Below are 15,833 nucleotides of genomic sequence, written 5' to 3'. Positions count from 1 at the left end.
CTCCGCACCGGACGGGGAGGAGAGAGGAGTACCGGCCACGGCGCAGAGCACCCGGATGAACGCCCGCCGCTCGTCCTTGTCCGAGCAGAGGGTGAACAGCTCCTCGAACTGGTCGACGAGCAGCACCGGCCGTACGGGCGGGGGCGGCCGCCTGTCCCCGGGGACCGCCCGGGTGTTGTCGTCCGACACTCGGCGGAACAACGAAAGGAGCGTCAGCGGCCGGTCCCGTAACTCCCGGGCGGTGATTCCGTGGTCGCTTCCCAGGGCCTTCGCGGTGCGGTCGAGCAGTTCGTCCAGCGGATGCGCCGTCGGTGTGAACGCCACGACGGGCCAGCTGTCGGCGCCCGCCATCGGAAAGCCGCCGGGGTGCCGCAGGGCGGGGACGAGGCCCGCGTTGAGCAGGGACGACTTGCCGGCGCCCGACGGCGCGACCAGCAGCATCGGTCCGGTCCCGACTCGTTCGAAGACCCGCTCGACCAGCGCGGCCGTCACACGTTCCCGGCCGAAGAACCAGCCGGCGTCCTGCGGGGTGAACGCCGACAGCCCGCGGTACGGACACGCGCCCGCGGACTGCGCCCGGGGCGCCCCGGCCCCGGCACCACCGCCGTCGTCGCCGCCCGCGGCACCGTCCCCCCGTGGCGGGGGCACCCGCAGCAGCCGGAGCAACTCGCCCTCCGCGCCCAGGATCTGGTCGCAGCGGCGCGCGACGTCGGCGGTCGCCCGCTTCGCGCCGGTCTCGATCTTGCTGAGGTAGCCCTTGCTGTAGTGCGTCCGCCGTGCCAGATCGGCCAGGGACAGCCCTCGCTGCTGTCGCAGCCGTCTCAGTTGCGCGGAGAAGGAAGCCCCCGGCTCCGCGGGCGGCCCGCTCCCCTCGCCGGCCTCGTGTGCGGCCTCGTGTGCGTGCTGCTGCTCCCCCAAGACATCCCCCATGGCGATGTGGGCCTGAGCCGTGAGACGGCGGACGCCCAGGCTACTGCGGGGGTGGAAGGCAAGCGGCGAACCGGAATCAGTGTGATGAGAACAGGACTTCCGGGACCGTCGGCCGACGGTCCCGGAAGTCGTTGAACGTGCAGGTGAGGGCTACGGCCGGTTGAGAGTGATCGAGTTGATCGGGGTGAGGTCGCGGTACACGCCCACCCCTTCGGGGATGGTCTCGTTGCAGCCGACACCGTTGTAGCCGGTGCACAGGCTCGCGCTCGCGCCGCCGTACTGGTTGTTCAGGACCCAGTGGTTGCCGACCTGGTTGCTGAGGTTGTGTGCCCCGTAGCTCCAGTACGTGTGGCTCGGCGAGACGGGCGGGTTCTGGTTCTGCGGATAGATGCAGACGGCCCCGTAAGGGCAGCCGTACCACTCGTCGGCCGCGGGCTTCGCCTCGGCCGCACTGCTGAACGCCAGGACCGCCGCGGCCGTGGTCGCGAGCGCGGCGGCACCTCGCATGATCTTGCGCATGTTTCCCCCGGTTGGGTCGTGCTGGTGCTGACGACTTCAGCCTGTCCACGGCACGCACAGAGGTCGACGGGTTTCCCGTTGCCCTTTCGGGACGGGCGTGGGAAACGCCCCGCGAACAGGCCGGTCCCGCCACGGCGGGCAACGGTCAGGCACCTTGGACATGGGCGCGCTGCTGGACAAGGGGCGGTACCGCGGTGGCACCAACCCCGCAGGTTCCGCCGGCCGGGGGTGAAGAGACAGCTGGCGGAGGCCATCGGCGTCGTGCACCGTCGACGCCGCCGGTGTGACCACCTGTGGCGCTGTCACAGCCGGGCAATAGGGTGGCGGTCATGTTCACGCCGATGCCAGGTCGGCGTCCCGCAGAGAAAGCAGTACGCAAGCCGTGAAGAGATCTGCCGTACGCCGGTCCGCCGTCGCCGCATCCGTGTCCCTGCTGTCGCTCGCGCTCCTGACGGGGTGCAGCGGCTCCGACTCGTCGGGCAAGGACGACAAGGGCAAGCAGGAGGACAAGGCGTCGCAGCCGGCCGAGGGCGGTGGCGGGTCGGACGCGAAGCCGCTGTCGGCGGCCGAACTGGAGAAGGCGGCTCTCACCAAGGCGGACGTGAAGAAGTCCGCCGTCGAGGAGCCGCCCGAGGACGAGATCCTCGACGGCAAGGTGAAGACGGACGACGACGCCTGCCTGCCGCTGGCCGACGCGGTGGCCGGCGTGGTGGCGGAGGGCGCGACGGCCAAGGAGTACCGGCAGGTGACCGCCGAGCCGGAGATCGACGCGTCCGCGCTCGCCGAGGAGGACGCGGACGCGTCGTTCGAGTCGGCGTTCGACGTGACGACGACCCTGGTGTCCCTCGCCGCGTACGACGGCGAGGACAAGCCCGAGGCCGCGCTGAAGGCGCTGAACGAGGCGGTCACCGCCTGCCAGGGCGGCTTCGGTGCGACGCTGCAGGGCGAGGACCAGGAAGTCACCGAGGTCGCCAAGGAATCCGGGCCCACGGGCGGGGACGAGTCGCTGGCCGTGACGATCACCGCGAAGCAGGACGGCGCCTCCGGGCCGATGAAGCTCGTCGTGGTCCGCAAGGGCACCACGCTCGCCTACTTCACGGCGATCAACCTCGCCTCCATGTCGTCCGGCAAGGACTTCGACTTCCCGGCGGACCTCTTCGAGGCGCAGATGAACAAGCTCGGCTGACCCGGGCCCCGCCTCCGGGGCTCCTGCCGGGAAGCACCGGCCGGCGCCCGGACGGGCACGCACCCCGCGGGGGCGGACGGTGAGACCCCTCACCGTCCGCCCCCGCGCCACGTGAGAGCAAGGTTTCGTCCCGGTCACCTCCAGCCACGGGGCCGAAACGCGCCGTGCCTAGCGTCGAGCCCACGACCTGACGTGCAGGGCTGAGGCTTAAGGCTGTGGAGGCGTGATGACCGCTCCGACCGCGACGCGCAAGGGGGGCCGCTGGATCGAGCAGTGGGACCCGGAGAACGAGACCTTCTGGAAGGAGACGGGGGAGAGGATTGCCAACCGCAACCTCCTCTTCTCAGTGATCTCCGAGCACATCGGGTTCTCGATCTGGACCCTGTGGTCCGTGATGGTGCTCTTCATGGGCCCCGAGTACGGCGTCGATCCGGCCGGCAAGTTCTTCCTGGTCGCCATGGCGACCCTGGTGGGCGCCCTCGTGCGCATCCCCTACACCTTCGCGGTGGCCAGGTTCGGCGGCCGCAACTGGACGATCGTCGCCGCGAGCCTGCTGCTCGTCCCCACGATCGCGGCGGCCGTGGTGATGGAGCCGGGCACCTCCTACGCCACCTTCATGTGGATGGCGGTCCTCGCCGGCGTCGGCGGCGGCAACTTCGCCTCGTCCATGACCAACATCAACTCCTTCTTCCCGCTCAGGAAGAAGGGCTGGGCGCTCGGCCTCAACGCGGGCGGCGGCAACATCGGCGTCCCCGTGGTGCAGCTCATCGGGCTGCTGGTCATCGGCACCGCCGGTGCCGCACACCCGCGGATCGTGCTGGCCGTCTACATCCCGCTGATCCTCGTCGCCGCCATCTGCTCGGCGCTCTTCATGGACAACCTGGCGCCCGTCAAGAACGACACCGGCGCCGCCAGGGAAGCCGTCAAGGACGGCCACACCTGGATCATGTCCTTCCTCTACATCGGCACCTTCGGCTCCTTCATCGGCTACAGCTTCGCCTTCGGCCTCGTGCTCCAGACCCAGTTCGGGCGCACCCCGCTGCAGGCGGCCTCGATCACCTTCCTCGGGCCGCTGCTCGGCTCGCTGATCCGCCCGGTCGGCGGCTGGCTCGCGGACAAGTACGGCGGCGCCCGCATCACCCTGTGGAACTTCGCGGCGATGGCCGCCGCCACCGCGATCGTCGTCCTCGCCTCGGTGCGGGAGTCCCTGCCGGTCTTCCTCGTCGGGTTCACCACGCTGTTCGTCCTGACCGGCCTCGGCAACGGCTCGACGTACAAGATGATCCCCGGCATCTACCACGCCAAGGCGCTGGCCATGGGGCTCGGCGGCGAGGCGGCCGCATCGTACGGGCGGCGGCTGTCCGGCGCCAGCATGGGCATCATCGGCGCGGTGGGCGCGCTCGGCGGCCTCGGCATCAACATGGCGTTCCGGCAGTCCTTCATGACGGCGGGCACCGGGACGGGGGCCTTCGTCAGCTTCCTCGCCTTCTACGCGGTGTGCTTCGCGGTCACCTGGTTCGTATACCTCCGCAAGCCGGCCACGACCGGGCAGCAGGTCACGGAGGCGGCGGCCGACCCGAAGCCGCAGCTCAGCTACGCCGAGGTGTGACACACGCGGCCGTAACGCCGTGGAAATCAACGCGAACCGAGCCTGTCACGCACCGTTGGCAGGCTCGGTTCGCCTGATGACGCGGCGGCACCGAGGCCGACACCGAAAGCGACCGAGAGCGACCGGCGGCGACGCGGTCACAGCGACGCACGACACCAACAGGCTCACTCGGGCAGAGCGGAACGAGAGCGATGCACGAACAGAAACAGACGACCCTCCCAGGAGGGACGGCCGTCGGGCCCCTCGCGGGTTTCACCGTCGGTGTCACAGCGGCGCGCCGCGCGGACGAGCTCGGCGCGCTGCTGTGCCGACGCGGCGCCGAGGTGATGCACGCACCCGCCCTGCGGATCGTGCAGCTCGCCGACGACAGCGAGCTGCTGGCCAGAACGAAGGACCTGATCGGCCACGCCCCCGACGTGGTGGTGGCCACCACCGCCATCGGCTTCCGCGGCTGGGTGGAGGCCGCGGACGGCTGGGGGCTGGGCGAGGCACTGCTGGCCCGGCTGCGGAACGTCGAACTCCTGGCGCGGGGACCGAAGGTGAAGGGCGCGATCAGGGCCGCCGGTCTGGTGGAGGCCTGGTCACCCGCCTCCGAGTCGATGGCCGAGGTCCTCGACCGGCTGCTCGCCGAGGGCGTCGACGGCCGGCGCATCGCCATCCAGCTGCACGGGGAGCCACTGCCCGGCTTCATCGAGTCGCTGCGCGCGGCGGGCGGTGAGGTGGTCGGCGTACCCGTCTACCGCTGGATGCCGCCCGAGGACCTGGCGCCCGTCGACCGCCTCCTCGACGCCACGGTCTCTCGGTCGCTGGACGCCGTCACCTTCACCAGCGCGCCCGCCGCCGCCTCCCTGCTGTCCCGCGCCGAGCGGCGCGGCATGCTTCCCGAGTTGCTGGACGCCCTGCGCCACGACGTCCTGCCCGCCTGTGTGGGGCCGGTCACCGCGATGCCGCTGGAGAGCCACGACATCGCCACACTCCAGCCCGAGCGCTTCCGCCTCGGTCCGCTCGTCCAGTTGCTGTGCCTGGAACTGCCCGCCCGGACCCGCAGTCTGCCCATCGCCGGGCGCCGGGTGGAGATCCGCGGCCACGCCGTGGTGCTCGACGGCGACCTGCGGCGCGTCCCGCCTGCCGGGATGGCGCTGCTGCGCGCCCTGGCCCGCAGGCCCGGCTGGGTGGTCAGCCGCGCCGAGTTGCTGCGCGCGCTGCCGGGCGCGGGCCGTGACGAGCACGCCGTCGAGACGGCCATGGCCCGGCTGCGTACGGCACTGGGGGCGCCGAGACTCATCCAGACCGTCGTCAAGCGCGGCTACCGGCTGGCCCTCGACCCGGCCGCCGACATGAAGTACGCGGACAACTGATCAACGGGCGGTGCTCCGCGGCCGGACGGTGCTCCGCGGCCGGACGGTGCTCCGTGGACGGACGGTGATTCATGGTCGGCCGAGGTCCGGCGCCGGGTGAGGTCCGGGACCGAGGCCGGGGCCGGCCGGTGCGCGCGGACGGGTGAGCCGTACGCCCGAACCGGCTGCCCCCCGGCACCGGGGGGTTCCGGTCGGGCGGGGCAGGCGGCACTCTGGGGGAGCGGCCCCGGAGTACCCCCTACGCCCGAAGAAGGTGACCGGCGCATGGCGGCTGGCACGGTCCCGTACGCGTTCCGGTTCGACGCGGGGCGCGTCTGCCTGGATCTCACGGCCACCGGCCCGTACCCGGCCGAACGGCTCGACGGGCCCGAGCGGTTGCGGACCTGGCTGCTGGGAGCGGGGCTGCTGTTGCCCGGCTGCCGGGAAGCGGGCGGCACGGGCGGCACGCACGGCATCGGCGGAACGGACCATGCGAACGGCACGGACGCGGGTCAACAGGCGAACGGTGCGGGCGTGCTGGACATCGACCACACCTGGGTGCTCCGCTTCCGCGAACTCCGCGACCGCGTCACAGCCCTCGTCCGCGCCCAGTTGACTCCGGGCCAGAACGCCGACTCCGCAATGGAACGCGTCAACACTCTCGCCGCCGCGCCTCTCCCCGCCCTGCGCGCCGTGCGTCAAGGGGACGTACTGGTCCGCACGTTGACCGGCCGACCCGGTTGCGAGGCCTTCCTCGCCGTCGTCGCGCGGGACGCCGTCGAGCTGCTCACCGACCCGTCCGCCAGGTCCCGGCTGCGCCAGTGCGAGGGCGACAACTGCACGCGCGTGTACCTCGACACCTCACGCGGCAGGCGCCGGCGCTGGTGTTCCAGCGAACTGTGTGGGAATCGTGAACGAGTTGCGCGGCACCGCCGCCGTGCGGTCGCGGCCGGGAGCTAGTCGTACGCCTGTCATCATGGGGCACTCCTGTTCCAACTAGCCCCCCATGAAAAGATCTTGAAAAAGTTTCTGCGCACGTTGAGAAGATCACCGGACCGCTCCGTAGTGATGGGAGAGAAGCGGGGGGCACGCCGACCGGCGAGCTCCGCCCCCCTGGCCCACCGCCCCAAGAATGGGTCTCGACCTGGAGGTTCGGGTGCGCAAGGATGCCGCCGTGGCCGATGACCGCCCGCAACGGGCTCGACATCGCAGTGAGGCGCAGCGCTCCAATGCGTCCGTCCCGGACGAGGAGTTGATGCGGGCGCTGTACCGCGAACACGCGGGGCCCCTTCTCGCGTACGTCCTCCGGCTGGTCGCAGGCGACCGGCAGCGGGCCGAGGACGTCGTTCAGGAAACCCTCATACGGGCCTGGAAGAACGCCGATCAGCTCAGCAGGGCCACCGGATCGGTGCGCCCCTGGCTGGTCACGGTTGCCCGCCGCATCGTGATCGACGGCCATCGCAGTCGGCAGGCCCGGCCCCAGGAGGTCGAGCCTTCGCCCCTGGAGGTCATGCCCGCGGAGGACGAGATCGACAAGGCGCTGTGGCTGATGACGCTCTCCGACGCCCTCGACGACCTGACGCCCGCGCATCGTGAAGTACTTGTGGAGACGTACTTCAAAGGACGTACGGTCAATGAGGCGGCGGAGATTCTGGGTATACCCAGTGGGACCGTGAGGTCTCGGGTGTTCTACGCGCTTCGCTCGATGAAGCTGGCGCTTGAGGAACGGGGAGTGACGGCATGACTGTGCGGGGGCGGCACCCTGAGAACAGCGTGCACGATGCCGTCGGTGCGTACGCACTGGGGATTCTGGACGACGACGAGGCCACGCAGTTCGAGATCCATCTCGCGACCTGCGACTACTGCGGCAACCAGTTGGAGGAACTGTCCGGTCTCGGGCCGATGCTCGCCACGCTCGCGGACTTCCCGGGCACCGGCGGAACTCCGGAGATCGGCAGGCAACTCGCCGAGAGACCGAGTGAACGCCTCGCCGACCGGCTGGTGGGCGAGGTCGTCAGACACCGGGCGGTCAAGCGCCGACGCGGCCTGTACCTGGTCGCGGCGGCCGCGGCGCTCATCATCGGCGGCCCGACGGTCGCCGTGGTGGCCACCGAGAGCGGGGACTCGGGCAAGAAGGCCCCGATCGCGGGCGGTACGGCGACGCCGAGGAGCGGTGCCAACCCGGCCGAGGAGGCCTTCCGCGCCATGGACGACAAGGTGGAGTCCACCGACTCGGTCACCAAGGTGACGGCCACCGTCGGCATGAAGGACATGGCCTGGGGCACCTCGACGGTCATCGAGCTCAAGAACGTCAAGGGCCCGCTGAAGTGCAGCCTGGTCGCCGTCTCCAAGTCGGGCGAGGAGGAGACGGTCACCTCCTGGTCCGTGCCGAACTGGGGTTACGGGATCGAGGACAGTCCGAACAAGACGGCCCGCAGCCCGCTGTACGTCCAGGGCGGGGCGGCCATGGACCGCAGCGAGATCGATCACTTCGAGGTCCGCACGTTCGACGGTGACCGACTGGTGGACGTGGACGCGTAAGGCGTCGCACGCGGAACGGTGGCGGTGGCGGCCCCGGCACGCGCGGTGCGCGGCGGGAGCCGCCACCGTCCGTCCGGGCGGCCGCCGACCCCGGTCCGGGGGGCCGGACCGGCCAGCCGCCTCCGGCTCCGGACCACCTCCCGGCCCGTGCGGCCCGCGGCTCGCGTTGTTGGGCCACCTCCAACTGCGTCAACCTCGGCTGCGTTCGTACGCCCCTGGTCGAGAAGCGGCTCGCCGCACAGGCGGCGGGCCGTATCCGCTCCGGGACGAGCCGATGGCGTGCGCCGCCTCCTCGATCGCCGGGGCGGAATGGGCCCCGCGCCCGCGGCCCTCGCGCCGGCTTGCGGCTTGTGCCCTGTGTGGTCTGCGGCCTGCTCGGTGCCCGCGGCCCGTGTGGGCGGGGCCCTCGTAGTGCTCAAGGCCCGTGCCCCGTGCCCTCGCGGCCCGCACCCCGCTCGCGGCTCGTGTCCCGGCGGAGCTGTGGCTCCTGCGGTGCTCGCGGTCCGTGTGGTCCGCGGTCCGCATCTGTGCGACGCAGCTGCGCCGCGCCCGTGGCCCGTGGGGTCCGCGGGCCTCGCGCCGCTCGCGGTTGGTGTCCTGCGCGGTTTGCGGCCCGCACCCCGCTCGCGGCTCGTGTCCCGGCGGAGCTGCGGCCCCAACGGTGCTCGCGGTCCGTGTGGTCCGCGGTCCGCATCTGCGCGACGCAGCTGCGCCGCGCCCGTGGCCCGTGGGGTCCGCGGGCCTCGCGCCGCTCGCGGTTGGTGTCCTGCGCGGTTTGCGGCCCGCACCCCGCTCGCGGCTCGCGCCCCGGCGGAGCTGCGGCCCCAACGGTGCTCGCGCCCCCACGGCGCTCGGGGCCTGTGACCGGGACGGTTCACAGCCCCTCGGCGCGCCCGCCGCGTGCGCCCTCCCCGTCACGGGTCGCCGCCGTTCGCCCGAGGCGCGGACACCGGCCCGTCACGGCGCGGTACGAGGCCGCCCGGTCCGGCCCGTCACCGCGTGCAGCGGGGCCGCATGGTCCGGCACGTCACCGCGTGCAGCGGGGCCGCATGGTCCGGCACGTCGGTCTTTCTTCCGTATCGAGGTCACCTTCGCTTAGTGTTGACGGCTGCCCAGCACGTCAGAAGGGGGCCTCGGTGGCCGCGCAGGAAGCCGCTGCTGTCGACACGGGTGATGCCGCCGACAGAGGCGACACCGTCCGTGATCGCGAAATCCGCATGGAACAGGATCACCTGGACCGGGTGTACCGCCGCCTCGAGGAGAAGATCCACGAGGCGGAGTTCCTGATGCACGACGCCGCCCAGCGGGGCCAGGTCGGTACCCCCGGCGCCCTCGCCGAGCGCGACGCGCAGGTCTTCCGGGCCGGCATCCACCTCAACCGGCTGAACAGCGAGTTCGAGGACTTCCTCTTCGGGCGGATCGACCTGCTGTACGGCAAGGACGGTGAGCGGGGACCCGACGGCGCGTACACGTCGATCGAGCCGGCGGACGACGCCGTGCGCCCCGACAACACCGCCGAGATCGGCGAGACCCTGCACATCGGCCGCATCGGCGTCCTCGACTCCGACTTCGCGCCGCTGGTCATCGACTGGCGCGCGCCGGCCGCCGCCCCCTTCTACCGCTCCACGCCCAAGGACCCCGGCCGGGTGGTGCGGCGCCGGGTCATCCGGTCCAGGGGCCGCAGGGTCCTCGGGGTCGAGGACGACCTGATGCGGCCGGAGCTCAGGGCCACGCTGGACGGCGCGGAGCTGCCCGTGATCGGTGACGGCGCGCTGATGGCCGCGCTCGGCCGCGCCCGCAGCCACACCATGCGGGACATCGTCTCCTCCATCCAGGCCGAGCAGGACCTGGTGATCCGGGCGCCCGCCGCGTCCGTCGCCCAGGTCGAGGGCGGCCCCGGCACCGGCAAGACGGCCGTCGCGCTGCACCGCGCGGCCTACCTCCTCTACCAGGACCGCCGCCGCTACGCGGGCGGCATCCTGATCGTCTCCCCGACCCCGCTCCTCGTCTCCTACACCGAGGGAGTGCTGCCCTCGCTCGGGGAGGAGGGCCAGGTCGCCATCCGCGCCCTGGGCTCCCTGGTCGACGGGGCCGAGGCCACGGCGTACGACGAGCCGGAAGTGGCCCGGATCAAGGGCTCCTCCCGCATGCTGAAGGTGCTCCGCAAGGCGGCGCGCGGTGCGCTGGACGTGCCGTCCGGAGCCCGCACCGGCGCCCCGGGCGTCCCCTCCGGGGCCGGCGAGCAGCTGACGCTGGGCGGGGAAGAGGCGGCGGCGAACGGATCCGGCGGCGCCGACCGGCTGCGGGTCGTCGCCTTCGGGCGACGCCTCGAACTCGAAGCGGCGGAGCTGCACCGGATCAGGCAGGCCGCGCTCGGCGGGACCGCCCCCGTCAACCTGCTGCGGCCCCGGGCCCGCAGACTGGTACTGGACGCGCTGTGGGCGAAGTCGGGTGCGCGGAACCGTTACACCGACCCCGAACTGGCCGCCGAGCTGCGGTCCGGCTTCGACGAGGACATCACCACGGAACCCGCCTTCGTCGAGTTCCTGGACGCCTGGTGGCCGGAGCTGACCCCGCGCGGGGTGCTGGCCGCGATGGCCGACGAGCGCCGCCTCGGCCGCTGGGCGCGCCGGGTGCTCAACCCGCGGGAGGTGCGCAGGCTCGCGCGTTCCCTGGGCCGGCTGGGCACGCGGGGCGAGGGCCCGCTGTCGGTGCACGACGTGGCGCTGCTGGACGAGCTTCAGCACATCCTCGGCGTACCGCCGCGCCCCAGGCGCAGGCGTGAGCTGGACCCGCTCGACCAGCTCACCGGGCTGGAGGAGCTGATGCCGCAGCGCGAGGAGAGCCGGCGGGAACGCGCGGAGCGACTGGCGGAGGAACGCAGCGAGTACGCCCATGTGATCGTCGACGAGGCGCAGGACCTCACGCCCATGCAGTGGCGGATGGTCGGCCGCCGCGGCCGGCACGCCACCTGGACGGTCGTCGGCGACCCGGCCCAGTCGTCGTGGTCGGACCCTGACGACGCGGCCGCGGCCCGGGACGAGGCGCTCGGCACCCGCCCGCGCCGCCGCTTCACCCTGACCGTGAACTACCGCAACCCCGCCGAGATCGCCGAGCTGGCCTCGAAGGTGCTGGCGCTGGCCATGCCGGGGACGACACCGCCCGAGGCAGTCCGCTCCACGGGGCTCACGCCGGTCTTCGCCGTCGCGGACGGTGATCTCGGCACGGCGGTGCGGGAGGAGACGGCGCGGCTGCTGGAGCGGGTGGACGGCACCGTGGGTGTGGTCGTCGCGATGCGGCGGCGCGAGCAGGCGGCCCGCTGGCTGGCCGGGCTGGGCGAGCGCGTGGTGCCGCTGGGCAGCCTGGAGGCGAAGGGCCTGGAGTACGACGCGACGGTGGTGGTGTCCCCGGCGGAGATCGCCGACGAGTCGCCGGCGGGGCTGCGGGTGCTGTACGTCGCTCTGACCCGTGCCACCCAGCAGTTGACCGTGGTCTCCGGGGAGCGGGACGAACCGGACGTAGCGGGAGTTCCCGATCTGCTGAGGGACTGAGGCTGCGGGCCGGTCCCGGCGGGGGCGGTGCGAACCCCGCCGCCAGGAATGCGTTCCCCGGACTGTTTGTTAGCCTTGGTACGGCACCGGCTCGATCCAAGCCCCCGGGCCCAACCTTAGTCGCTTCGAGCGACCACTTGCCGCGAGGCGAGCATGGCGGGCCGGTGCCACCTGCGCAGAGGAAGCGGGTCCGCGTCGCGCGGACCCGCTTCCGGTTTTCCCGGCTTCGCCTCGTATGGTGGAAGCCGTTTTCCGCCACAGTGGAGAACAAAACTTCCGAAAATCGGACCGCCTATCACCTACTCGTCGGTAGGTGCGACGATCGGGCAATCGGTAGCCAGACAAGCGCGACAAGCGAACAAGCAAGCGAAGGCAGGAACCCGGCCATGGCAACGGCGCCCAGCGTCTCGTACTCGATGACGGTCCGACTGGAGGTCCCCGCCAGCGGGACCGCGGTCAGCCAGCTCACCACGGCCGTGGAGTCCTCCGGCGGCTCCGTCACCGGCCTCGACGTGACCGCCTCGGGCCACGAGAAGCTGCGGATCGACGTCACCATCGCCGCCACATCCACCGCGCACGCCGACGAGATCGTCGAGAAGCTGAGCGGCATCGAGGGCGTGACCCTCGGCAAGGTCTCCGACCGTACGTTCCTCATGCACCTCGGCGGCAAGATCGAGATGCAGTCCAAGCACCCCATCCGCAACCGCGACGACCTGTCCATGATCTACACGCCGGGCGTCGCCCGCGTCTGCATGGCCATCGCGGAGAACCCCGAGGACGCGCGCCGTCTCACGATCAAGCGCAACTCGGTCGCGGTCGTGACGGACGGCTCCGCGGTGCTCGGCCTGGGCAACATCGGCCCGAAGGCCGCCCTGCCCGTGATGGAGGGCAAGGCGGCCCTCTTCAAGCGCTTCGCCGGCATCGACGCCTGGCCCCTGTGCCTCGACACCCAGGACACCGACGCGATTGTCGAGATCGTCAAGGCCATCGCCCCGGGCTTCGCCGGCATCAACCTCGAGGACATCTCCGCCCCCCGCTGCTTCGAGATCGAGGCACGGCTGCGCGAGGCCCTCGACATCCCCGTCTTCCACGACGACCAGCACGGCACGGCGATCGTCGTCCTCGCCGCCCTCACCAACGCACTTCGCGTGGTGAACAAGGGGATCGGGGACGTGCGGGTCGTCATGTCCGGTGCCGGCGCGGCCGGTACGGCGATTCTGAAACTCCTCATCGCGGCGGGCGTCAAGCACGCGGTCGTCGCCGACATCCACGGCGTCGTGCACGCGGACCGCGAGGACCTCGTCGCCGCCGACCCCGAGTCGCCGTTGTGCTGGATCGCCAACAACACCAACCCCGAAGGCTTCACGGGGACGTTGAAGGAGGCCGTGCGCGGCGCCGACGTCTTCATCGGCGTCTCCGCCCCCAACGTGATCTCGGGCGACGACGTAGCCGCCATGGCGGACGACGCCATTGTGTTCGCGCTCGCGAACCCGGACCCGGAGGTGGACCCGGCCGTGGCCCGACAGACCGCCGCCGTCGTCGCCACGGGACGCTCCGACTTCCCCAACCAGATCAACAACGTGCTGGTCTTCCCCGGCGTCTTCCGCGGCCTGCTGGACGCCCAGTCCCGCACCGTCAGCACGGACATGATGCTCGCCGCCGCCAGCGCCCTCGCCGCGGTCGTCACCGACGACGAGCTCAACGCGAACTACATCGTCCCCAGCGTCTTCAACGACAAGGTCGCCGGGGCGGTCGCGGGCGCGGTGCGCGAGGCCGCGAGAGCGGCGGCCCAGGAAACCACCGCATCGGCCTGAGTTTTGGGGGTAGGAGTCCGGCGCGTCGCCCCACGCGGCGCACCCGGCCCCCCTCTAGGGTGGCGCAGAACATTCGCGTTCCGCTTCCGGGGGTGGACAGAGCGTCACCGCGGCAGGCCCGTGGCGCTTTTCGTGTGACTCCCAGGGGTGCCGGATTGGCTTTCCCGCCGCAGGTGGGGGCAGGATGCGTAATCGGGCGCGAGGGTCTGGCAAGAAGGACCCGGGTCCGGGGACTGTCCGAGGGCCCTGGCAGCATCGGCTTCGATCTCACGCCTCACAGGCAAGAAGAACACGGGAGTAACAAAATGAACCGCAGTGAGCTGGTGGCCGCGCTGGCCGACCGCGCCGAGGTGACCCGCAAGGACGCCGACGCCGTTCTGGCCGCCTTCGCCGAGACCGTCGGCGAGGTCGTCGCCAAGGGCGACGAGAAGGTCACCATCCCCGGCTTCCTGACCTTCGAGCGCACCCACCGTGCCGCTCGCACCGCGCGCAACCCGCAGACCGGCGACCCGATCCAGATTCCGGCCGGCTACAGCGTGAAGGTCTCCGCGGGCTCCAAGCTCAAGGAAGCCGCCAAGGGCAAGTAAGCACGTCTGTGCGAGGGCGGCCACCCCCACCCGGGGCGGCCGCCCTTCGCGCGTCCGGACGCCGTCCCGGGGCGTCGCCGCCGGCGGGGCCTCCGCCCAGTCGCGGCGGACAACCACCCGGCCACGGGCGGGGATCCGGCATGCTGCGGGGGAACGGCGACGGCCCCCGCCCGGGGGCGGGGGCCGTCGCGTTCGCGGTGGTGGGAGCCGTGCGGGCCCGGTCAGACGAGTGCGCCGCCGGGGAGTTCGACCTTCGCGCCCAACTCCACGAGTTTCTCCATGAAGTTCTCGTAGCCGCGGTTGATCAGGTCGATGCCGTGCACCCGGCTCGTGCCCTGGGCCGCGAGGGCCGCGATGAGATACGAGAAGCCGCCGCGCAGGTCGGGGATGACCAGATCGGCGCCCTGGAGCTTCGTCGGGCCCGAAACGACCGCGGAGTGCAGGAAGTTGCGCTGACCGAAGCGGCAGTCGGAGCCGCCCAGGCACTCGCGGTAGAGCTGGATGTGCGCGCCCATCTGATTGAGTGCACTCGTGAATCCGAGCCGCGACTCGTACACCGTCTCGTGCACGATGGACAGCCCCGCGGCCTGGGTCAGCGCGACGACGAGCGGCTGCTGCCAGTCGGTCTGGAAGCCGGGGTGCACGTCCGTCTCCAGGGCGATGGCGTTGAGCGAGCCGCCCGGGTGCCAGAAGCGGATGCCCTCGTCGTCGATCTCGAACGCGCCGCCGACCTTGCGGTAGGTGTTGAGGAAGGTCATCATCGAGCGCTGCTGGGCGCCGCGCACGTAGATGTTGCCCTCGGTGGCCAGCGCCGCGGACGCCCAGGAGGCGGCCTCGAGCCGGTCCGACAGGGCCCGGTGGGTGTAGCCGCCGAGCTTGTCGACACCGGTGATCCGGATGGTCCGGTCGGTGTCCATCGCGATGATCGCGCCCATCTTCTGCAGGACGCAGATGAGGTCCTCGATCTCGGGCTCCACGGCCGCGTTGGAGAGCTCCGTGACGCCTTCCGCGAGCACGGCCGTCAGCAGCACCTGCTCGGTCGCGCCGACGGACGGGTACGGCAGCCGGATCTTCGTGCCGCGCAGCCGCCGCGGCGCCTCGAGGTACTGGCCGTCGGAGCGCTTCTCGATCTTCGCGCCGAACTGCCGCAGCACCTCGAAGTGGAAGTCGATGGGCCGGCCGCCGATGTCGCAGCCGCCCAGGCCGGGGATGAAGGCGTGGCCGAGACGGTGCAGCAGCGGGCCGCAGAACAGGATCGGGATGCGGGAGGAGCCGGCGTGGGCATCGATGTCGGCGACGTTCGCGCTCTCCACGTGCGTGGGGTCGAGGACGAGTTCGCCCGGTTCCTCGCCGGGGCGGACCGTGACGCCGTGCAGCTGCAGCAGTCCGCGGACGACCCGCACATCACGAATGTCGGGGACGTTGCGCAGCCGGCTCGGACCGCTGCCGAGCAGGGCCGCGACCATGGCCTTGGGCACGAGGTTCTTCGCGCCACGGACCCGGATCTCGCCCTCGAGCGGGGTGCCGCCGTGGACTAGCAGTACGTCGTCGGTCATGAGTCTCGCGTTCCAGAAGTCGGGCAGGGGGCCACCAAGAGAGTAATGGGCGACCACCCCCTTCCCGTAAGGGCGAGGAGCGTCTGACACGTCATGAGTTCGCCACAACACGTTCCGCCGCACAGCTGCCGCACAGCGTGACGGCGCACGGCTCCCCGCCGCAAGTCCCCGGCCCGCCCGTCCGCCGTACGTCGGACCGGCCC

General features: G+C 71.7%; 12 protein-coding genes. 9 read left to right on the top strand and 3 right to left on the bottom strand.

Annotated features, from left to right (window positions below; genetic code table 11):
- Both GUY61_RS21910 and GUY61_RS21905 read right to left on the bottom strand, forming a co-directional pair.
- A partial coding sequence (locus GUY61_RS21910; RefSeq protein ID WP_166631927.1) for a helix-turn-helix domain-containing protein occupies positions 1-930 on the bottom strand: 930 nt, incomplete at its 3' end.
- Positions 931-1,080: 150 nt separating this feature from the next.
- Complete coding sequence (locus GUY61_RS21905; RefSeq protein ID WP_166631926.1) at positions 1,081-1,449, bottom strand: hypothetical protein; 369 nt, start codon at positions 1,447-1,449, stop codon at positions 1,081-1,083.
- A gap of 382 nt (positions 1,450-1,831) precedes the next feature.
- Here GUY61_RS21905 and GUY61_RS21900 point away from each other — a divergent pair, with 382 nt between their 5' ends.
- The 9 genes from GUY61_RS21900 to GUY61_RS21860 all read left to right on the top strand — a co-directional run bounded on the left by GUY61_RS21900 (position 1,832) and on the right by GUY61_RS21860 (position 14,074).
- Positions 1,832-2,635: a hypothetical protein gene (locus GUY61_RS21900; protein WP_166631925.1), complete on the top strand. Its 804-nt coding sequence runs from the start codon at positions 1,832-1,834 to the stop codon at positions 2,633-2,635.
- A 226-nt stretch (positions 2,636-2,861) separates the two neighbouring features.
- Positions 2,862-4,244 (top strand): NarK/NasA family nitrate transporter, encoded by a 1,383-nt coding sequence (locus GUY61_RS21895; RefSeq protein WP_166631924.1) that lies wholly within the window; start codon positions 2,862-2,864, stop codon positions 4,242-4,244.
- Positions 4,245-4,435: 191 nt separating this feature from the next.
- The gene (locus GUY61_RS21890) at positions 4,436-5,602 is read left to right on the top strand and encodes a uroporphyrinogen-III synthase (protein ID WP_166631923.1); all 1,167 of its coding nucleotides are present in this window, start codon (positions 4,436-4,438) and stop codon (positions 5,600-5,602) included.
- Positions 5,603-5,866: 264 nt separating this feature from the next.
- The gene (locus tag GUY61_RS21885) at positions 5,867-6,541 is read left to right on the top strand and encodes an ABATE domain-containing protein (protein WP_166631922.1); all 675 of its coding nucleotides are present in this window, start codon (positions 5,867-5,869) and stop codon (positions 6,539-6,541) included.
- A 172-nt stretch (positions 6,542-6,713) separates the two neighbouring features.
- On the top strand, positions 6,714-7,325 hold the full coding sequence (locus GUY61_RS21880; RefSeq protein WP_166631921.1) for a sigma-70 family RNA polymerase sigma factor: 612 nt from the start codon (positions 6,714-6,716) through the stop codon (positions 7,323-7,325).
- Positions 7,322-8,122: an anti-sigma factor gene (locus GUY61_RS21875; protein ID WP_208106298.1), complete on the top strand. Its 801-nt coding sequence runs from the start codon at positions 7,322-7,324 to the stop codon at positions 8,120-8,122. Before GUY61_RS21880 ends, GUY61_RS21875 begins: the two co-directional genes overlap by 4 nt.
- Positions 8,123-9,339: 1,217 nt before the next feature.
- Entirely contained in the window at positions 9,340-11,673 is a 2,334-nt protein-coding gene (locus GUY61_RS21870) for a UvrD-helicase domain-containing protein (protein ID WP_166631928.1), read from the top strand.
- A 386-nt stretch (positions 11,674-12,059) separates the two neighbouring features.
- Entirely contained in the window at positions 12,060-13,487 is a 1,428-nt protein-coding gene (locus GUY61_RS21865; protein ID WP_166631920.1) for an NAD-dependent malic enzyme, read from the top strand.
- Positions 13,488-13,792: 305 nt separating this feature from the next.
- On the top strand, positions 13,793-14,074 hold the full coding sequence (locus tag GUY61_RS21860) for an HU family DNA-binding protein (RefSeq protein WP_007498188.1): 282 nt from the start codon (positions 13,793-13,795) through the stop codon (positions 14,072-14,074).
- A 221-nt stretch (positions 14,075-14,295) separates the two neighbouring features.
- Here GUY61_RS21860 and murA read toward each other — a convergent pair whose 3' ends face one another.
- Positions 14,296-15,630 (bottom strand): UDP-N-acetylglucosamine 1-carboxyvinyltransferase, encoded by a 1,335-nt coding sequence (gene murA, locus GUY61_RS21855; protein WP_166631919.1) that lies wholly within the window; start codon positions 15,628-15,630, stop codon positions 14,296-14,298.
- Positions 15,631-15,833: the final 203 nt, after the last annotated feature.

This window comes from Streptomyces sp. GC420 (genome assembly GCF_009916105.1).
Lineage (GTDB): Bacteria > Actinomycetota > Actinomycetes > Streptomycetales > Streptomycetaceae > Streptomyces.
This window is presented reverse-complemented; position numbering and strand designations above follow the sequence as displayed.